The organism is Nocardia carnea (assembly GCF_029868855.1).
In the GTDB taxonomy this organism is placed as follows: Bacteria; Actinomycetota; Actinomycetes; order Mycobacteriales; family Mycobacteriaceae; genus Nocardia; species Nocardia carnea_A.
On the sequence record NZ_JARWOV010000249.1, the window covers coordinates 15377 to 34095 of the forward strand.

16 protein-coding genes are annotated in these 18719 nt (G+C 67.4%); 9 read left to right on the forward strand and 7 right to left on the reverse strand.

Going from position 1 to position 18719, the window contains the following annotated elements:
- Complete coding sequence (locus QH195_RS25950; RefSeq protein ID WP_280437338.1) at positions 1-1266, reverse strand: aspartate kinase; 1266 nt, start codon at positions 1264-1266, stop codon at positions 1-3.
- 178 nt (positions 1267-1444) lie between these two features.
- A complete protein-coding gene (locus QH195_RS25955; RefSeq protein WP_280421447.1) occupies positions 1445-2029 on the reverse strand; it encodes a dihydrofolate reductase family protein in 585 nt (194 codons plus the stop codon).
- Between the two features lie 196 nt (positions 2030-2225).
- Here QH195_RS25955 and QH195_RS25960 point away from each other — a divergent pair, with 196 nt between their 5' ends.
- Both QH195_RS25960 and QH195_RS25965 read left to right on the forward strand, forming a co-directional pair.
- Positions 2226-2411 (forward strand): DUF1918 domain-containing protein, encoded by a 186-nt coding sequence (locus tag QH195_RS25960; RefSeq protein ID WP_033244474.1) that lies wholly within the window; start codon positions 2226-2228, stop codon positions 2409-2411.
- A gap of 170 nt (positions 2412-2581) precedes the next feature.
- Positions 2582-3040 carry an SRPBCC family protein gene (locus QH195_RS25965; protein WP_280437339.1) on the forward strand — a complete coding sequence of 153 codons (459 nt, stop codon included), beginning with the start codon at positions 2582-2584 and terminating at the stop codon, positions 3038-3040.
- On the opposite strand, the gene QH195_RS25970 is transcribed toward QH195_RS25965, so the two are convergent.
- From QH195_RS25970 to QH195_RS25980, 3 genes are all read right to left on the reverse strand, one after another.
- A complete protein-coding gene (locus QH195_RS25970) occupies positions 3025-3855 on the reverse strand; it encodes an ion transporter (RefSeq protein WP_280421443.1) in 831 nt (276 codons plus the stop codon). The genes QH195_RS25965 and QH195_RS25970 overlap by 16 nt on opposite strands.
- A gap of 187 nt (positions 3856-4042) precedes the next feature.
- Positions 4043-5644: a GMC oxidoreductase gene (locus QH195_RS25975; RefSeq protein WP_432278273.1), complete on the reverse strand. Its 1602-nt coding sequence runs from the start codon at positions 5642-5644 to the stop codon at positions 4043-4045.
- Between the two features lie 162 nt (positions 5645-5806).
- A complete protein-coding gene (locus QH195_RS25980; protein WP_280421445.1) occupies positions 5807-6571 on the reverse strand; it encodes a sulfite exporter TauE/SafE family protein in 765 nt (254 codons plus the stop codon).
- A 409-nt stretch (positions 6572-6980) separates the two neighbouring features.
- Here QH195_RS25980 and leuA point away from each other — a divergent pair, with 409 nt between their 5' ends.
- Complete coding sequence (gene leuA / locus QH195_RS25985) at positions 6981-8780, forward strand: 2-isopropylmalate synthase (RefSeq protein WP_280421446.1); 1800 nt, start codon at positions 6981-6983, stop codon at positions 8778-8780.
- Positions 8781-8946: 166 nt separating this feature from the next.
- Positions 8947-11172: an AAA family ATPase gene (locus QH195_RS25990; protein ID WP_280437341.1), complete on the forward strand. Its 2226-nt coding sequence runs from the start codon at positions 8947-8949 to the stop codon at positions 11170-11172.
- Here QH195_RS25990 and QH195_RS25995 read toward each other — a convergent pair.
- Complete coding sequence (locus QH195_RS25995) at positions 11166-12086, reverse strand: LysR family transcriptional regulator (RefSeq protein ID WP_280425026.1); 921 nt, start codon at positions 12084-12086, stop codon at positions 11166-11168. The genes QH195_RS25990 and QH195_RS25995 overlap by 7 nt on opposite strands.
- Positions 12087-12178: 92 nt before the next feature.
- Between QH195_RS25995 and QH195_RS26000 the strand changes: the two genes are divergently transcribed.
- The 5 genes from QH195_RS26000 to QH195_RS26020 all read left to right on the forward strand — a co-directional run bounded on the left by QH195_RS26000 (position 12179) and on the right by QH195_RS26020 (position 18414).
- The gene (locus tag QH195_RS26000; RefSeq protein ID WP_280437342.1) at positions 12179-13270 is read left to right on the forward strand and encodes an EamA family transporter; all 1092 of its coding nucleotides are present in this window, start codon (positions 12179-12181) and stop codon (positions 13268-13270) included.
- 92 nt (positions 13271-13362) lie between these two features.
- Complete coding sequence (locus QH195_RS26005) at positions 13363-15171, forward strand: hydroxysqualene dehydroxylase (RefSeq protein ID WP_280437347.1); 1809 nt, start codon at positions 13363-13365, stop codon at positions 15169-15171.
- A gap of 281 nt (positions 15172-15452) precedes the next feature.
- A complete protein-coding gene (locus QH195_RS26010; RefSeq protein WP_280437343.1) occupies positions 15453-16691 on the forward strand; it encodes a Mur ligase family protein in 1239 nt (412 codons plus the stop codon).
- Positions 16688-17398, forward strand: coding sequence for a type 1 glutamine amidotransferase (locus tag QH195_RS26015; RefSeq protein ID WP_280437344.1), 711 nt, complete (start codon positions 16688-16690; stop codon positions 17396-17398). Before QH195_RS26010 ends, QH195_RS26015 begins: the two co-directional genes overlap by 4 nt.
- Before the next feature lie 374 nt (positions 17399-17772).
- Positions 17773-18414: a hypothetical protein gene (locus QH195_RS26020; RefSeq protein WP_280437345.1), complete on the forward strand. Its 642-nt coding sequence runs from the start codon at positions 17773-17775 to the stop codon at positions 18412-18414.
- 64 nt (positions 18415-18478) lie between these two features.
- On the opposite strand, the gene QH195_RS26025 is transcribed toward QH195_RS26020, so the two are convergent.
- Positions 18479-18719: Uma2 family endonuclease (locus QH195_RS26025; RefSeq protein ID WP_280437346.1), on the reverse strand; the 241-nt coding region annotated here is incomplete at its 5' end.

Sequence of the window (18719 nt, forward strand, 5' to 3'; positions counted from 1 at the left end):
TTATCGCCCCGTTCCGGCGTGTACGACGGCGACCTCGTCGCCGCCGAGATCGAAGGCGCGGTGCAGTACCTGCACGGCGTCGTCGAGTTCGGTGTCCTTGACCAGCACCGAGATGCGGATCTCGGAGGTCGAGATGAGGTCGATATTGATACCGGCCTCGGCCAGCGCCTCACAGAAGGTGGCGGTGACCCCGGGATGGCTTTTCATACCGGCGCCGACCAGCGACACCTTGCCGATGTGATCGTCGTAGAGCACCTGGGAGAAGCCGATCTCATCCTGATGCCCGGAGAGCATCTCCACCGCACGCTGACCGTCGGAGCGGGGCAGGGTGAAGGTGATATCGGTCTTCCCGGTCTCCACCTTGGAAATGTTCTGCAGGACCATATCGATGTTGATCTCGGCCTCGGCGACGGCGCGGAACACCTTGGCGGCGTATCCGGGAACGTCCGGTAGCCCGACCACGGTCACCTTGGCCTCGCTGCGGTCGTGCGCGACGCCCGTGAGGATTGCTTGTTCCAAGGGGATGTCCTCCATCGATCCGTATACGTAGGTGCCCGGCTTGTCGGTATAGGACGAGCGCACATGTACGGGCACGTTGTAGCGGCGCGCGTATTCGACGCAGCGCAGCATCAACACTTTGGACCCGCAGGCCGCCATCTCCAGCATCTCCTCGTAGGAGACCTGCTCGAGCTTCTGCGCGTCGTTGACGATGCGCGGATCAGCGGTGAACACTCCGTCCACATCGGTGTAGATCTCACAGACGTCGGCTTCCAGCGCGGCCGCCAGGGCGACCGCGGTGGTATCCGAACCGCCGCGGCCCAGCGTGGTGATGTCCTTGCTGTCCTGGCTCACGCCCTGGAAACCGGCGACCAGCACGATCGTGCCGTCGTCGAGGGCTTCGCGGACGCGGCTGGGCGTCACGTCGATGATCTTGGCCTTACCGTGCACCGACGTGGTGATCACGCCGGCCTGGGAGCCGGTGAACGACCGCGCCTCGGCGCCGAGAGTATGGATGGCCATGGCCACCAGCGCATTGGAGATGCGTTCACCGGAGGTGAGCAACATATCCATCTCCCGGGCGGGTGGCGCGGGAGCGACCTGTTCGGCCAGGTCGAGCAATTCGTCGGTGGTGTCGCCCATGGCCGAGCAGACCACGACCACATCGTGGCCCTGCTTCTTCGTCTCGACGATCCGTTCGGCGACGCGCCGGATCCGGTCGGCCGAGGCGACCGAGGATCCTCCGTACTTCTGGACAACGAGTGCCACGAGGGGTCCTCCAATGTCGGCGAACAGGCGATCAGTGCATAAGCGTACCGAGCCCGCCGTGCTTGTTCCGGCAGTATCCGCCCTGGCTGTGGAATAACACACAGCCGTGTGAGGTCACGTTTACCGCGTGGGGCGCCCGCCCGACGCGCGGGCGCCCGAACCCGTTCCGGTGCGGGCCTCAGCCGCGTTCGAACCAGGTGACCTGCGCCCCGTTGCCGAACTCCTTGCGCCGCAGCGGGGTGAACCGGGTCGGCCGGAACGCCCCGCTGATGATCGGGATGCCCACACCGGCCGATACCGGATAGCTCTTGACGATCAGCTCGTCGATCTCGTCGATCAGGGCCCCCGCGAGTTTGCCACCCCCGGCCAACCAGATGTCCTTGCCTTCCGGGCCTTCTTCCCGCTTGAGCCGCCGCACGAGTTCGACGGGGTCGGTACGGACGAGTTCGATCTCGGGATCGTCGATCCGCTCGAGCGTGGTCGAGACGACGTACTGCTTCATATGCGGATAGGGGCTGGCGATGCCGGCGTCGAGGGCCGGATCGTAGGTGCCGCGGCCCATGACCAGAGTGTCCCAGCGCTGGTTGGGCGTATCGACGGGCAGGCCGACGAGTTCCCGGATATGGCGCGGGACCGTTTCCGGATAGCGGGCGTTGATCCACTGCATCATGTCGTCGGCGACCGGGTAGAAGTCCACCTCCCCGCCCGGACCGGCGATATAGCCGTCGATGGACGCGCCCACGTAGTAGACCAGCTTTCGCATGAGATACCGCCTGTTCATAACACTCTAATTGAAGTGGTTTGAACATAGTACTACGCCTGCAGTGGTGTCAAGGATGGCCGAACCGTTCGCCCGCCCGCCCATTTCCGGCAGACGACAGGACCGGCCGGCCACGGAGCAAGTAATAGCAAGGCGAAGGGGTTGTGAGACCCGACACGATCGCCGAATAATGGAAATCATGATGGCGAACGTCGGAGACCGCTTGCATGTGCACGGGCACACCGTCGGGCAAAGTGATCATGAAGGGGAGATCGTCGAAGTACGCGGACCGGAGGGATCGCCGCCGTATATCGTGCGTTTCGACGACGGCCACGAGTCTCTGGTCTTCCCCGGACCGGACGCCACGGTCGAGCATCCGCACTGAGCCCGCCCCACCCCCGCGAACCGAGCCCGAGCACACGCCCGTAGTTATTTACGGGCCGCATGCCCACGGGCCGGACACCTTAATCTGTCCGGGCAGCGTGTTGACGATCACGCGCCGCCCAGGAGACAATCGTGGCCTATTCGTAATAACCCGGGGGCGCGAGGGACCAGATGCGTACGAAGACCGATATCAGTTTCGACGTCCAAGCCGATCCGTCTCAGGTAATGGACGCACTGATGGCGGTCGAAATGTTTGCCGAGTGGTCGCCCGATTTCACCGACGCCCGGGTGGCGACCCGAGACGACATGGGTCGCCCGCGGCGGGTGTTCGTCCAGGTCGACGTATCGAATACGCCCGATATGCAGGTGTGGGAGTTCACCTGGTCGGACCATCGGATGTCGTGGGAGGTCGCCGACAGTACGCGGGGTATCAGGGGCGGCGGATCCTTCGAGGTCACCGGCGGCGCGGGCGGTAGCCAGGTGCTGCTACGAGTCGAACAGCACACCCCCGTCCCCCTACCGGGTTTCCTGGCCAAGCGCACGGTCCGCAAAACCTACGAAACACTGGTGGAGAATTTCACCGACTACGCCGAACAGTTCGGCGAATCCGAGGCCTACGATCTCGTCTGATCCTGCTGCCCGTTGAGATGCCGTGCGGTGAGGTGGTGCGGTGTCGGCCCGTAGGCCGAAGGCGAGACCTTGACTCCGGACCGCACGGACTCGCGGATCTGATCCACATTCTCCCGGATCATGTCCGAGACGAGTTCGTCGGTGCGCGGATCGGCCAGCACCTGGAAAAGGATGCGGAAAACGGTATCGGCGACCAGCCGGATGATCTCGTCGTGGAACGGGATATAGCGCACCCGTCCGGTCTGCGGATCGTTCTTGATCATCTCGACGATCATCTCGTCGAGTTCGCCGCGGTTCTCCTCCAGCGCGTTCGCGATATTGCGGGTGTAGTGGCCGGTGCGCAGTACCGCGGTGACCTCCTCCATGATCGCGATGGTCATCGGTCGTTTGATGACCTCCACGATCGTGCCCACGGAATGGTTGATCACCGCCGCGGTGACCCGGTCGCCGAAGACCCGATCGGCCACCCGGGCCAGGCGCACGAGGATCACGATGATCCGCAGCAGCCGGAAGGCCCGGAAGAACGGGCTGGTCACCGGGATCATGCCGAGAACTTCGTACCAGTAGACAAACGGATAGGTCCACGGCCAGCCGGCCCGGCGCCAGCGCCACAGGAACTCGACCGCGAACACGGCGCAGATCGCGTAGTCCGCGATGACGATGTAACGGTAGGTATCGGGGTCGACCTCGAAGAAGGTTATCCAGCACACCAGCACCACCGACGCGACGGCCAATGCCAGCATGACGAAATCGGTCCACAGGGCGGGCGGCTTCCGGGGGAATTCGTCCGGTTCGGCCGTTGCGGCTACGGCCATCGGACCGGGCTCCGTGGACGACGGTGTTGACACCTACATTCCCTTCGACGCCGAAAGATCGTATTCAAGTATTACCCGTTCATCGCCCACCCGAGCCGCCGAATACACCGGTGTGCGGGGCGCATACCGGTGAGCAGGACGGTACGGGGCGACCGGGTATCCGCGGCGCCGCGCAGATCTCCGACGTTCAGCGACCTTCGCGAATGATCGCCTCGATATTGCGCTCGGCCAACGCCGTGATGGTGAGCGACGGGTTCGCTGTGGCCGTACTGCCGGGAATCGCCGCACCGTCCATCACGTAGAGACCGCGATATCCGTGCACCCGGCCGTGCGAATCGGTCGCCTTACCGAGCACCGCACCGCCCAGGGGGTGGGCGGTGAACAGGGCGTTCGCGTCGTATCCCAGCGCACCGTATTCGGCGAGCGCATCGGCCCGCTCCGCGATCCGCCGATCCACCGCGCGTGCTGCCGCGATCACCTCTTCCTGCGCGCGCGTCGGCCAGGACAGCCCGACTGCGCCCGTGGCCCGATCGAAACCGAAGCGCACCCGAGTGGGGTCCAGGACCACGGCGAGCGAGGCCAGCGCCCCGGTCTCGAACGGGATACCGGGGATGTACCAATTCTCCAGAGTGAGTGCGGTACCGCTGTCGTCGAAGATCCGGCTGGCACTCGGCACACCCTGCCCGTTCCCCGCGACCGAACTGGCGCCGCGGGCCAGCACCACATCGCCGTTGGTGCCCCAGCCGTCGCCGATATGCTCGTTCAGCCGCGGCAGCGCGCCGGTCTCCCGGGCCCGGACCAGCAGTTCCGAGGTCCCGATCGAACCGGCGCCGAGGAACAACTTGTCGCAGGTGAGCGTGCGGGTGCCGACCACCACGCCGGTGGGATGGAGTTTGGATACCGTGACCGCGAAACGACCGCCCGGTTCCTCGGCGATGGCGTCCACCCGGTGGCCCGGGAAGATCCGCGCCTTCCCGGTGGCCTGGGCATCCTTCAGATAGTTCTGGTTCAGGTCGAATTTGGCGCCGTTGGAGTTGCCGAGGTTACTTCGCCCCACCGTCGCCGAGGGCCGGGTGGAACCGTTCAGTTCGCCGCGCACCACATCCCAGGTGAAGATCGAATCGTTGGGAACGGGCCGGTAGCCGGCCTTCCGGACCTGATCGTCCCAGGCCCGCGAGTGGCTGAACGGCGCCGAGTGATAGATATCGGCGGGCATCGGGTCCAGCCGCAGCATGGACCGGACCCGCGGGTAGTAGACGCGCTCCAGCTCCCCGTAGTCGACCACGCCACCGAAGACATGGTCGAAGAGCGGGCGCTCCGGGGCGATCATCGCACCGGTGAAGATCACCGATCCACCGCCTACCGCGGCCCCGCGCCAGACATCGATACCGGGGTAGCGCGTGCAGTCGAGTACGCCGCCGAAATCGGCGAACTGCATCGGCACCTTGGTGACGCCGGTGAAGCTGGTGGTATGCCAGAAGCCGCGGCCGTCGGGCAGGTCGTCGCCGGTGAAGATCTCACGCCAGGGGTCGTTGGGCCAGCGTGACCCGCGTTCCAGCACCGTCGTGGCGACCCCGGCCTGCGCCAGCCGCAACGCGGTGACGGCCGCCCCGAATCCGGAGCCGATGACGATGGCCTCGGTATGTTGCGGAGCGTCGGGTATCGGTTCGAAGATCTCCGGAACCCATTGGGCGAACAGTTCGTGCCAGATCGGCTGTGCCGCGGCCCGCGGCAGGAGCGAGGCGGGTTTCGCAATCCCCGATCCCACCGCCCCGGCAAGCGCAGCCATCCCCGCGGCCTTGAAAAGGGATCGCCTATCCACCCCTGTACCTCTTTCGTAACGCAACAAGCGCAGGGATGGTACCGATATTCGCCGGTATTGAACAGCGGAAGCGGCGAACGCCGCTGGGCCCGAGGCGGATTCGTCCTGGTCAGGCGAACAACTCGCTGGTCAGCCGAATACCAGGCGGATCACCGCGATCGTGCCCACCACCACGATCACCGCGCGCAGCACATTCGGTGACAACCGCCGGCCTACCCGCGCGCCGAGCTGACCGCCGATGATCGAGCCGGCGGCGATCAGCGCGACCACCCGCCAGTCGATCTCGGCGACCGCGATGAAAACAACCGCGGCCAGCGCGTTCACCAGCAGCGCCAGCACGTTTTTCACGGCATTGAGCCGCTGGAGATCGTCCTGTACGAACACCCCGAGCAGTCCCACGAGCAGCACACCCTGGGCCGCCCCGAAATAGCCGCCGTAGATACCGGTCGCGAAGATCGCAGCCAGCAGAATCGGGCCGCCGTGCGTGGGAGCGGACGCCTTGTCACGCTGACGTTCGCGGACCCACGCCGAAAGCCGTGGTTGCAGTACCACCAGCACCAGCGCGGCGATGATCAGCACCGGCACGATCGTGGCGAATGCGTCCTCGGGCAGGTTGAGCAGCAGCACCGCACCGACCGCCGCGCCCAGCAGCGACGCCGAGCCGTACCGCAGCAGCCGGGCCCGCTGCCCGGACAGTTCCCGGCGGTAGCCGATGACGCCGCTGAGCGAACCGGGTACGAGGCCGACGGTGTTGGAGACATTCGCCGTCACGGGCGGCAGGCCGACAGCGAGCAGCACCGGGAAAGTGATCAGCGTGCCGGATCCCACGACCGCGTTGATTCCGCCCGCGGCGATACCCGCGGCGAAAACGGCCAGCATTTCCAGCCAACTCATGCTCGACCTCTCGACATCGCCGGAACCGTCCGGTCACTCGCACCGCACTCAGGCACGCTAACTGTTGCGGCCCCCGGCGGTTGCGACGGGCCCGCCGACCGCGGCGCAACTCCGCGTCAACGGGGGCGTCCACGCGGCCTTGCCGTGGTCGGCGCCCATTGTGACGTCGTCTCGGCGACGACCTCGGCGGGGGTCGCGCAGCCTCGACACCCGGCCGACTGTGAAACGGCGACCCTCCGCACCGCCTTGTCAGGGGTGGTGGCGCAGGGGGTAGACTCGCACGGGTCATGCAGCGGGCACTTCTTCTCAGCCGCCGCGACGGGGTCTGATCGGACCGGCTTCCCGTCGCGGGGTTCCGCCGCGCCGGTCGACCCAATTCGGGAAACAATCTCACCCACGGAGAAATCGCATGTCACCCGCTGACGCCTTCGTATCGAGCACGCGCACCATCACCGCGCCTGCCAAGCCCGCGCCCGCCGACCAGCCCGCGTGGAACCAGCAGAAGAATTCGTCCATGCCGGTGTTCCGCTACCGGCCGTTCGCCGAAGAAGTCGAACCCGTCACGCTGCCCGACCGGACCTGGCCGGACAAGGTGATCGACCGCGCCCCGGCCTGGTGCGCCGTCGACCTGCGCGACGGTAACCAGGCACTGATCGACCCGATGAGCCCCGCCCGCAAACGCCGGATGTTCGATCTGCTGGTTCGGATGGGTTACAAGGAGATCGAGGTCGGTTTCCCGTCGGCCAGCCAGACCGATTTCGATTTCGTCCGCGAGATCATCGAAGACGGCGCGATCCCCGACGACGTCACCATCCAGGTGCTCACCCAGTGCCGTCCCGAACTGATCGAGCGCACCTTCGAGGCCTGCGCCGGTGCCACGAACGTGATCGTGCATTTCTACAACTCGACCTCCATCCTGCAGCGGCGGGTGGTGTTCCGGGCCGATCGCGACGCGGTCCGCAAGATCGCCACCGACGCCGCGCGGCTGTGCCTGGAGATCGAGCAGCGTTACCCGGATACCAACTGGCGTTACGAATACAGCCCGGAGTCCTACACCGGCACCGAACTGGAGTACGCCAGGGAGGTCTGCGACGCGGTCTCCGAGATCATCGCTCCGACGCCCGAAAAACCGCTGATCATCAATCTGCCCGCGACCGTGGAGATGGCTACCCCGAACGTCTACGCCGACTCCATCGAATGGATGCACCGCAATCTGGCGCGGCGCGATTCGATCGTGCTGTCGCTGCATCCGCACAACGACCGGGGCACCGCCGTGGCCGCCGCGGAACTCGGCTATCAGGCCGGTGCCGACCGGATCGAGGGCTGCCTGTTCGGCAACGGTGAGCGCACCGGCAACGTCTGCCTGGTGACCCTGGGGATGAACCTGTTCTCCCAGGGCGTGGACCCGCAGATCAACTTCTCCGATATCGACGAGATCCGCCGGACAGTGGAGTACTGCAACCAGCTGCCCGTGCACGAACGCCACCCCTACGGCGGCGACCTGGTGTACACCGCGTTCTCCGGCAGCCATCAGGACGCCATCAACAAGGGTCTGGACGCTATGAAGGCCGCAGCGGATGCCGCCGAGACCGATGTGGACGATCTGTCGTGGGAGGTCCCCTACCTGCCGATCGACCCCAAGGACGTCGGCCGTACCTACGAGGCCGTTATCCGGGTCAACTCGCAGTCCGGTAAGGGCGGTGTGGCCTACATCATGAAAACCGACCACGGCCTGTCGCTGCCGCGCCGGTTGCAGATCGAGTTCTCCCAGGCCGTCCAGCAGATCACCGACGGTGAGGGCGGCGAGGTCACGCCGAAGGAGATGTGGGATGCCTTCGCCGACGAATACCTGACTCCGATCCGGCCACTGGAGCGGATGCGGCAGAAGGTGACCGCCTCGGAAACCGACGGCGGCACCGACACCATCACCGCGGTGGTCAAGGTGGACGGCGTCGAACAGGAGATCTCCGGTAGCGGTAACGGACCGCTCGCGGCCTTCGTCGACGCCATCGCGGCGGTCGGCTATCAGGTCGAGGTGCTCGACTACTCCGAGCACGCGCTGTCGGCGGGTGACGACGCCCAGGCCGCGGCATACGTGGAATGCGCGATCGGCGACCGGATCGTCTGGGGCGTGGGTATCGCCACCTCGATCACGACCGCCTCGCTGCGCGCGGTGGTCTCGGCGGTGAACCGCTCCGCCAGGCAATAATCCGAGCTCGTCCCGGCATCCCTCGGCCGCCCTACCCGCACCGGCGGGTACGGCGGCCGAGGTCGGGAATCCACCGGCGTGCGATACGCTGCGCACCTGCTAGCGTTGGTGCCGACTCCACGCCGCCGAGCTCTCTGCTCGAAAAACCCGAGCAGATGGGGGAACTGTGACTACTGACGACCACAACCCGACTTCCCAGCCCTGGCCCCCGAGTCAACCGGCGGATACCGCCGGCGGCGGCGAGCCGGAGAAGACACCGCCCGCCGATCCGGCGACCGATTCGCCATCGGATGCCGACGCGGATTCGCGGGCCGGCGATACCGAGACCTCCTCCGCCGCGGTGCACGAGAGCACTGCCGGAATCGATGCGGAGCCGGCCGCTGCCGACAATTCCCAGGCTCCCGAGGCCGGTACGCAGGACGGACCCTGGCCCGCCGATCCCGCCGCCGGACCGTGGGCCGGAGAAAACGGATTCGCCCCGCCCGGCGCGGAGGGGCAGGCACCGGCCGGTAACGGTGCGGCACCGATCGATTCGTTCGCGCCGCCGGCTCCCGGCGGCCAGTTCACCGCACCCGGTGCCGAACCCTTCGCGCCCGGCAGCGGTCAGTTCACCCAACCGGACCCGAGCCGATTCGCGCCGGCGAACACCGGATACCCGAGCGGCCAGTTCACGCAACCGGACCCCGGCGCGTTTCTGCCACCCAACCCGGGGCACGAGAGCGGTCAGTTCGCGCAGCCGGACCCGAATCAGTTCCCGCCCGCGAACCCCGGATACCCGAGCGGCCAGTTCGCTCCGCCGGATGCGAATCAGTTCCAGACCACGAACTTCGCGCCGGGCACCGGCCCGTTCGATCAGCCGAACCCGTACCAGGCCTCCGGCCCCGGCGGGTTCGAGCCGCCGCAGCCCGGCGGGTTCCGGGCTCCCGAGGCCGCCGGCTCGCAGTTCGAGCACAGTAGCGGGCAGTTCGAACAGCAGCTGGGGCTCCAGGCGCCCGGGCCCGAGAGCGGCGCACCACACGGCAGCGGGCAGTTCCCGGCAGCCGACCCGAACTTCTATCCCGGACAGCACAATCCGGAACAGCCGGCCTACGGCGCTCCCGGCGTGGGTGGCCCCGGCCCGGACGGCGGCGGCCAATTCGACCGAGCTCCGGGCGGTTACGCACCCACCGGCTTCCCGGAAACCGGTGCCGCTCCCACCCCGCCGGGTGATGCGCCGGGCAGCCCGGTCTACGGCTGGGCTCCGCCGCCGCTTCCGGCCGCGCCGCCCCAGCAACAACCCTTCCAGCAGGCTCCGCCGCCGGTGGGCAACCCGCCTTCCGGACAGTTCGGGACACCGGCCTGGGGTAGCAACCCGGCACAGCCCGCCGCGGGAGGACAGCAACCACCGCAGCAGCCGGGCCAACCGCAGCAGGGGCAGTTCCAGCCGCGACATATGCCCGAACCGGGTCAGCCGGGGCATTCGGTCAACGATCTGAACCTGCTGAAACGTGCGCGCAAGGCCCCCCGGGGCGGCTGGCGCCGGGCGGTGCACAAGGTTTCGCGCGGGGTGATCAATCCGGGTGAATCGGCCGCCGATATCGTCCACCGCGACCTGGTGAGCCGGGTGAACGCGCCGGTGCACGGGGATTTCCGGATCGCGATCCTCTCGCTCAAGGGCGGGGTCGGCAAAACCACCACAACGGTCGGCCTAGGCGCCACCTTCGCCTCGTTGCGCGGCGACCGGGTGATCGCCATCGACGCCAATCCCGACCTGGGCACTCTTGCCCACCGGGTGCCCCGACAGACCCGCTCCACCGTGCGCAACCTGCTCGAAGACCAGAACATCACCCGGTACTCCGATGTGCGCGCGCATACCTCGCAGTCACCGAGCCGGTTGGAAGTGCTTGCCAGCGAGCAGGATCCGGCAGTCTCGGAGGCGTTCAGCGAGGCGGATTACCGGCGCGCGATCGGAATCCTGCAGTCGTTCTACAACATCATCCTCACCGACTGCGGTACCGGGCTGATGCATTCGGCGATGTCCGGGGTGCTCGATATGGCGAGTTCGCTCGTCCTGGTGACCTCACCGGCCATCGATGGTGCGCGCAGCGCGTCGGCCACGCTGGATTGGCTGGACTACCACGGGTATTCGCATCTGGTGCGGCAGACAGTGGTTGTGGTCAACGCCTCGCGGCGCGGTTCCACTTCGGTGAATCTGGATCATCTGCGCCGGTTGTTCCTGGACCGCACCCGCGCGGTGCAGGTGGTTCCGTTCGACGATCATCTCGCCGAAGGCGCGGAGATCGATCTGGAACTGGTGAGCAAGCCGACCCGGCTGGCGCTGCTGGAATTGGCCGCGATGGTCGCCGACGATTTCGCCAATGTGGACGGGTATCCGTACGGCAACCGTTACTGACCGGGTACCGCGGGCGGAAGTTCCGCGGTGGCCCGGCGGGCTGCGGCCGCAAAGGAGTCCAGTACGGCCGCGATGGCCGGACGGGTGTCGGCGCGCGGCCGGGTGGCCAGATCGTAGAGCCGGGCGGCGCGGACGCCGGACAGCCGGAGCTGGGACAGACCGGTGTGGGTTACCACGTAGCGTGGCATGAGCGCTACCCCGTATCCGGCGGCAACCAGCGTTTCGATCATACGGAAATCGTTGAGTCGCTGAACAATTCGTGGCGCAACCCCGGTGACCGTGGCGATCGACCGCAGCACATCGTCCACCGGGAACCCACCGCGCACACTCAGCCACGCCTCTTCGGCCAGTTCCGCGGGCGTGACCGCGGATTTTCCGGCCAATGGGTGGCCGGGCGGTACCAGCACATCGATGGGTTCGCGCATGAGCACCCGCGAGCTGATCCGGGGGCCGGATATCGGAGCGGCGCGTTCGTCGCGGTGAGTCAGCACGATGTCGTAATCGGCGAGCAGGCGCGGTGTCTCCGTGGGCGGGACGTCCTCGTCGCCGGCGACGATCTCCACCCCGCTGCCCGCCATGGCCGGGAGTACATGCGGTAGCAGCAGCGCCCCGCCGGACGGGAATACCGCCACCCGAACCTGTCCGCGGGGTGAGCCGCGGTAGTGGGCCATTTCGGCGACCGCGCGATCGAGCGCGGCCAGCACCTCGTCGGCGCGGACCACGAGGGCGTGACCCGCATCGGTCAGCCGTACCCGGCGCCCGCTGGGTTCGAGCAGAGTGACGCCCGCCTCGCGAGCGAGCACCTTCAATTGCTGTGATACCGCCGACGGAGTCATGGACAGTGCCTCGGCCACGGCGCCGACCGTGCCGCGATCGGCGAATTCCCGCAGGATGCGCAGCCGCTCCACGGACAAGTTCGAACCCGGCGAGACCATTAAGTTATTCTAAATCATTCGTCCATAACAATTCGATTGTGCTCATTGTTCAAACATCCCACGATTGAACGGTGACCTCCCGTGACCGCCTCCTCGCCGCGACCGTCGTCCTGCTGTGGGGCGTGAACTTCCTGGCCATCCGAGTGGGGCTCGACCATCTGCCGCCGTTCTTCTTCGCCGCCCTGCGCTTCGCGGTCATCGCGGTGCCCGCCCTGCTGCTCATCCCACGGCCACCGGTGCGATGGCGCTGGATCCTGCTCTACGGCACGGGTTTCGGCATCCTGCAATTCGCGTTCCTGTTCACCGCGATGCGAATCGGGATGCCCACCGGGCTGGCCTCCCTCGTCCTGCAATCCTCGGCACCGTTCACGGTGATCCTGGGCGCGCTGCTGCTGCGAGAACGGTTGCGGCCCGTGCAGGTCGGCGGGCTACTCGTCGCCGTGGCGGGTATGGCGGTGATCGGCTGGAATCAGTTCGCGCACGCCGCGCTGCTGCCCGTATTGCTGACGCTGGCCGCCGGATTCGGCTGGGCACTGGGCAATATCGGAGCGCGACAGGCGAGTGTCGAAGCCCCCGGCAGCAATCCGCTGCATCTGACCCTGTGGATCACCACGGTGCCGGTACTGCCGCTGCTGGCGATATCCGCGGTGTGGGAGGGGCCCACGACGGGGGTGCGGGCGCTGCTGGACACCTTCACCGCGGACGGCTGGCCGGCTTTGGTGGCCCTCGGTTACACGGCCGTACTGGCGACGGTGGTCGGGTCGGGAATGTGGACCTACCTGATGAGCCGGTATCCGGCAGGTAGCGTCGCACCGCTGTCGCTGCTGGTTCCGGTGGTCGGGTTCACCGCGGCATGGATTTTCCTGGGTGAGACGCCCGCGTCGGCGAGCCTGATCGGGGGCGCGGTGGTCATCGCGGGTGCGTTTGCGGCTACCGCCGGTGCCCGCAAGCCGACCGGCGCGAAGAGGGAAATCCAGGCCTCTGCCGCGGACGCACCCCGATCCGGACAGGATGGCTACACCGCGCAGCAAGCCGTCATCTCCGCGCGGCAAGCCGGTCCCGCGGCACAACCGGACGCCTCCGCGACCCGGTACGACGGCAGGGACGCCGGGTCGGTTACTTTCCCGGACTCCGCGCATGCCTTGGAACCCGCGGTCCGGTGAAGCCGGTTTCCTGCGGCCACTGCGCCGCGGACAGCACATCCCGTTAGAGTATGGCGCAATCGCGACAGCTTTCGGATCGAGTAGTGGACACAATGGCACAGCATCGGTGGCCCGCCACGGGTACCGCAACGGTTTCTGATCAGCGGACCACCGGGACCGGGAGCTGTTCCCGGCGCACCGCCCTCCGAGCGGCCGCCGCCGGAGTCGGTGTCGCCGCCGCGGCGGCACTACCCGTCCGGTCGGCCGGCGCCGCGAAAACCCGGGTCGCGGTGCTGGGTGGCGGGGTCGCCGGACTCACCGCGGCACACGAACTCGCCGAACGCGGGTACGAAGTGACCGTCTACGAACGCCGCGCGCTGGGTGGAAAAGCCCGCAGCATGGGAGTACCCGGCACCGGTTCCGGCGGGCGACCCGACCTGCCCGGCGAACACGGTTTCCGGTTCTTCCCCGGTTTCTACCAGCACGTTCCCGACACTATGCGCCGGATCCCGTTCGCCGCCAACCGGAATGGCGTATGGGACAACCTGGTGTCGGCACCCGACGCCCGCTTCTCCCGCGCCGGCGGCGACGATATCCGTGCCCCGATGGAGTTCGGGAATCCGGCGACCGTGACCGCCGACGGCATGCGGGAAAGCCTCGCCTCGGCGATCTCCACCATGCTGAAGATGCCGCCGCAGGAGGGGATGTTCTTCGCCAACCGGCTGCTCGTGTTCAACACCAGCTGCGATGCCCGCCGCCTGGAACAGTGGGAGCGGACCTCCTGGCTGGATTTCGTGGGCGGCCACGAGCGGTCGCACGAGTTCCGGGCGCTGGTATCGCGCACCCTGACCAGCCTGCTGGTCGCGGCCAAGGACGAGCTCGCCAGTGTGCGCACCATCGGCACAATGGGTGAGCAGTTCCTCGGCAACCCGCTGCGGATCGGCTTCGACGGAGACCTGGACCGGGTGCTCAACGGACCCACCAACAGCGTGTGGATCGACCCCTGGGTTGCGTTGCTGCGGAACCTGGGGGTTCGGTTCGAGGTAGGCGCCGAGGTCCGCGGACTCGAGATCACCGGCCGGCGGATCACCGGCGCCCGGATCGGCACCGCGGACGGCGGCAGCGAGACGGTGACGGCGGACCATTTCGTGGTCGCGCTCCCCGCCGAACGCGCCCGCGACCTGTGGAACGCCGATATTCTCACCGCTTGGCCCGAACTGGCGAAGATGAGCAGGCTCTACACCGACTGGATGACCGGAATCCAGTTCTACCTGCGCCGCGGCGCCGCCCTCGGCAGCGGTCACAGCGCCTATATCGACTCGCCCTGGTCGCTGACCTCGATCGCCCAGAATGCGCTGTGGACGCGCAAACTACCCGAATACGGCGACGGTACGGTCCAGGACTGCCTCTCGGTCGACATCTCCGATTGGAACACCCCCGGGATCCTGTTCGGCAAAACCGCCAAGGAATGCACGCACGAGGAAATCGCGAAGGAAACGTGGGCACAGATCCTCGCCCACCTCAACGATCGCGAAGAACTGCTCCGCGACACCGACCTGCATTCCTGGTTCCTCGACCCGGGTATCACCTGGCATGCCGACCGTGGTGAGAACAGCAACGCCGATCCCCTGCTCATCAATACCGCCGGCTCGTGGGACGCCCGGCCCGAACCGCACGGCGGGGTCGAGAACCTCTTCCTGGCCGGCGACTACGTGCGCACGAATATCGACCTGGCGACCATGGAGGGCGCCAACGAATCCGCCCGGGCGGCAGTGAACGCACTGCTCGACGTCACCGGATCGAACGCGCCACGTTGCCGTACCTACACCCTGTACCGAGCCGTCGAACTCGAACCGCTGCGCCAGGCCGACGCCGCCGACTATGCCGCCGGACGCCCGAACCGGTTCGATATCCAGTTCTGAAACCGAACGCCGCCGTCTTCGTCGCCACCCGGCAAGCGGACGGAAACGACGATCACGCCGTTGCCCCGCCGCACTCGGGTAGGCGGCACGATCAGCGGCGCAGCGCCGGGACGACCCTGCGGATTCCGCGATCGCGACCGTGCCGACCAGGCCGGGCCGGTCGGCACGCCCCGTGGCAGACCTGTGCCCGCGTCCGACTCCCCGCGGTCCACATTGTCACCAGGGGGTGAACTCAGCCGCGCCGAGTGAGAGCGAGCGTTGCGGATCATTAGACTGCCCGCGTGGCAGATATCTCGGTGCGCGGGCGAACAGCCCTCAGAGTGGCCGACGCGGCGGCGTGGGCATCGCGCAAGGCCGGCCGTGGCAACGGTTCGATGATCGGCGGCCTCCTGGCCCTGCGCATCGACCCCAAGATCATGAAACAGCTCGGCCGCGGTAAGCGCACGGTGCTGATCACCGGCACCAACGGGAAGTCCACCACCACCCGGATGACCACGGCAGCGCTGAGCACCCTCGGTGAGGTCGCCACCCAAGCCGACGGCGCCAATATGGACGCGGGGATCGTCTCGGCGCTCAACGCCCACCGCGACGCACCGCTGGCCGCCATCGAGGTGGACGAACTGCATCTGCCGCATATCACCGATTCGCTGAAACCCGAAGCGGTCGTCCTGCTCAACCTCAGCCGCGATCAGCTGGACCGGGTCGGCGAGATCAATATGATCGAGCGTCGGCTGCGCTCGGGCCTCGCCCGGCACCCGGACACCGTCGTCATCGCCAACTGCGACGACGTGCTGGTCACCTCGATTGCCTACGACCATCCCAATGTCATCTGGGTCGCCGCGGGCAGCGGCTGGGCGATGGACGCCACCAGCTGTCCACGCAGCGGCGAGCCCATTCTGTGGGAAGGCGTGCACTGGCACAGCACCGGCACCGATTTCTCTCGCCCGCAACCGGATTGGTGGCTGGACGAAGACAAACTCTGCGGGCCCGACGGTGTCCGGCTGCCGCTGCGGTTGGCCCTGCCCGGCCGCGCCAACCGGGGTAACGCCGCGCAGGCCGTGGCCGCGGCCGTGGCCATGGGCGCCGATGTGGAGCAGGCCTGCGCGGCCACCGGCACCGTGCAGGAGATCGCGGGCCGGTACCGCACCGTGCAGGTCGGCGAGCACGCCGCCCGGCTGTTGCTCGCCAAGAACCCGGCCGGCTGGCAGGAAGCGCTGTCCATGATCGACCACAGCGCCGCGGGTCTGGTGATCGCGGTGAACGGGCAGGTCCCCGACGGCGAGGACCTCTCATGGCTGTGGGATGTGCGATTCGAGCATTTCGAAGATGTCCAGGTCGTCGCCGCCGGGGAGCGCGCCACCGACCTGGCGGTGCGCCTGACCTACGCCGGGGTCGCGCACACCACCGTGCCCGACCCGGTCCGCGCCATCGCGTCCTGCCCGGCGGGGCAGGTCGAAGTACTCGCGAATTACACGGCGTTCCGCGATCTGAACCGTGACCTCCAGGAGCACAACCGATGAGCGAATCGACCATCCGGATCGGGCTCGTACTGCCCGATGTGATGGGCACCTACGGGGACGGCGGCAACGCCGTGGTCCTGCGGCAGCGACTGCGATGGCGCGATATCGACGCCGAAATCGTGGAGATCACCCTGCCCGACCCCGTACCGGACTCCCTGGACATCTACACCCTCGGCGGTGCGGAGGATTCCGCGCAGCGCCTGGCGACCCGCCATCTGCTGCGCTACCCCGGCCTGCAGACCGCGGCCGGTCGCGGTGCCCCGGTCCTGGCGATCTGCGCGGCGATCCAGGTACTCGGCCAGTGGTACGAAACCTCCAGCGGCGAACGGGTGGAGGGCGTCGGGCTGCTGGACGCCACCACCACCCCGCAGCGCACTCGCGCGATCGGCGAGGTGACCACCACGCCACTACTGCCCGGGCTGTCCGCCCGGCTCACCGGATTCGAGAATCACCGGGGCGGGACCGTCCTCGGCTCCGACGCCACCGGTCTGGCGCGAGTGACCCGCGGCGTCGGCAACGGTGTCGGCAACGGCCTGGAAGGTGTGGTGCAGGGTTCGGTGCTCGGTACCTACATGCACGGTCCGGCCCTGGCCCGCAATCCAGAACTGGCCGACCATCTGCTCTGCCGGGCCCTCGGCGTGGATTCGCTGCCGGCCCTGGAGCTCCCCGAGGTCGAACAACTGCGCCGGGAACGCCTGCGGGTTTGATCGGACCTCCGGCGCGCGGCGGGGTCGGGGCGTCCGGTTCGGGGCCGACCATTCGAGTCCGGGGTAGGCCATTCGAGTCCAGGGTCGACCATTCGAGTCCAGGGGTAGACCTTCGGTGAACGGCGGGGCTGTAATTTTGGAGCCGCTCCGCGGCTCGAGGGTGGGGCCCTCGTGACCCCTGGTCTTCACTCCTCCGCTCCTCCGCTTCGCTCCCCCGCTCCGTCGCTCCAGACCAGGGGCGGGCCCCACCCAGGAAGGTGAACCATCCATGGGGGCGGCAGGTTGTCGTATCCGGCGGCACCTCGAGGGGTTCGGCCGCATGGATCCCGGGGCCGAACCTCGCGTGTGGCGGCACCCCATAGACACTGTGGGGTGTGAGCTACGACCATATGTTGCTGCCGTCCGGTGTCGCCGCTACGCCTGCCGAGGTCGATGCGTATTTCGCTACGCAGGAGGGTCGACCGGAAACGTCCGCGGTGGCGGCGCTCGCGGCCGAGCTGAACGACCGTAATGCCGAACTTCCCGAGGCGGACAGTTTTCTGAGCGCGCCCGTGGGTGGGGTGCCGTACGGGGCGGCGCTGCATATCGCCAGTCCTTACGATGCGATCGGTTTCGTCCGGAATCTGGTGTTCGAACTGGCGACCCCGCGCGACTACGCGGTCTACGACCCGCAGCTCACCTGGCTGATCGACCCGGCCGGGCATATCCCTGTCACCGTTACACACGGAGGCGCGGGGGAATTCCCGTATCTGACCGAATCCCTGGCTTATTTCTGGGTTCGCGAACTGGCCGATCCGAACCCGTATCTGATCGTGGAACGGGAGGCGCAGACCTATATCCAGACCTACCGGAGTTCGGCGCAGGATTTCACCCTCGAATACCGCGACGGTGCTCCCGACCGGCATTTCACCACGCAGGTCACCGGCGCGGACACTGTGGCCGGGCTGATCTGGGACTGGACCCGCGACAACCACGAGCGGCTCGACCAGCTGTCCTGGGAACAACTGGAAATGTAATTTCCGCCAGCCGGCCGGATCGGTATACGCACAGCCCCTCCACCGAAACAACACCCCCGGACCTCTACGCGGCGAGACCCCGAATGATCCACCCGGACCGAACGTAACCATCGGCGCCGCCGACACTTACGAGGCCCTCAAAGGTTACGGCCCGTCGCCCGCCTGAGTCGGGGGAGACCACCTCGATCACCAGGAGGACATTCGCGGGTTCGTAGGTCGTCTGGTCCAGCCCGGTGTCCGCGGCGGCATCGGCGACCAGGACATCGGGTTCCGGCCGCTGCCGGGGGCCGAGGGTAATCGTCATT

What these genes read in the sequence shown, in the direction of transcription:
- QH195_RS25955 (WP_280421447.1), bottom strand. Translation starts at nt 2,029, where the DNA reads ATGCGAAAGCTGGTCTACTACGTGGGCGCGTCCATCGACGGCTATATC.
- QH195_RS25960 (WP_033244474.1), top strand. Translation starts at nt 2,226, where the DNA reads ATGATGGCGAACGTCGGAGACCGCTTGCATGTGCACGGGCACACCGTC.
- QH195_RS25965 (WP_280437339.1), top strand. Translation starts at nt 2,582, where the DNA reads ATGCGTACGAAGACCGATATCAGTTTCGACGTCCAAGCCGATCCGTCT.
- QH195_RS25970 (WP_280421443.1), bottom strand. Translation starts at nt 3,855, where the DNA reads ATGGCCGTAGCCGCAACGGCCGAACCGGACGAATTCCCCCGGAAGCCG.
- QH195_RS25975 (WP_432278273.1), bottom strand. Translation starts at nt 5,644, where the DNA reads ATGGCTGCGCTTGCCGGGGCGGTGGGATCGGGGATTGCGAAACCCGCC.
- QH195_RS25980 (WP_280421445.1), bottom strand. Translation starts at nt 6,571, where the DNA reads ATGAGTTGGCTGGAAATGCTGGCCGTTTTCGCCGCGGGTATCGCCGCG.
- leuA (WP_280421446.1), top strand. Translation starts at nt 6,981, where the DNA reads ATGTCACCCGCTGACGCCTTCGTATCGAGCACGCGCACCATCACCGCG.
- QH195_RS26005 (WP_280437347.1), top strand. Translation starts at nt 13,363, where the DNA reads ATGGCACAGCATCGGTGGCCCGCCACGGGTACCGCAACGGTTTCTGAT.
- QH195_RS26015 (WP_280437344.1), top strand. Translation starts at nt 16,688, where the DNA reads ATGAGCGAATCGACCATCCGGATCGGGCTCGTACTGCCCGATGTGATG.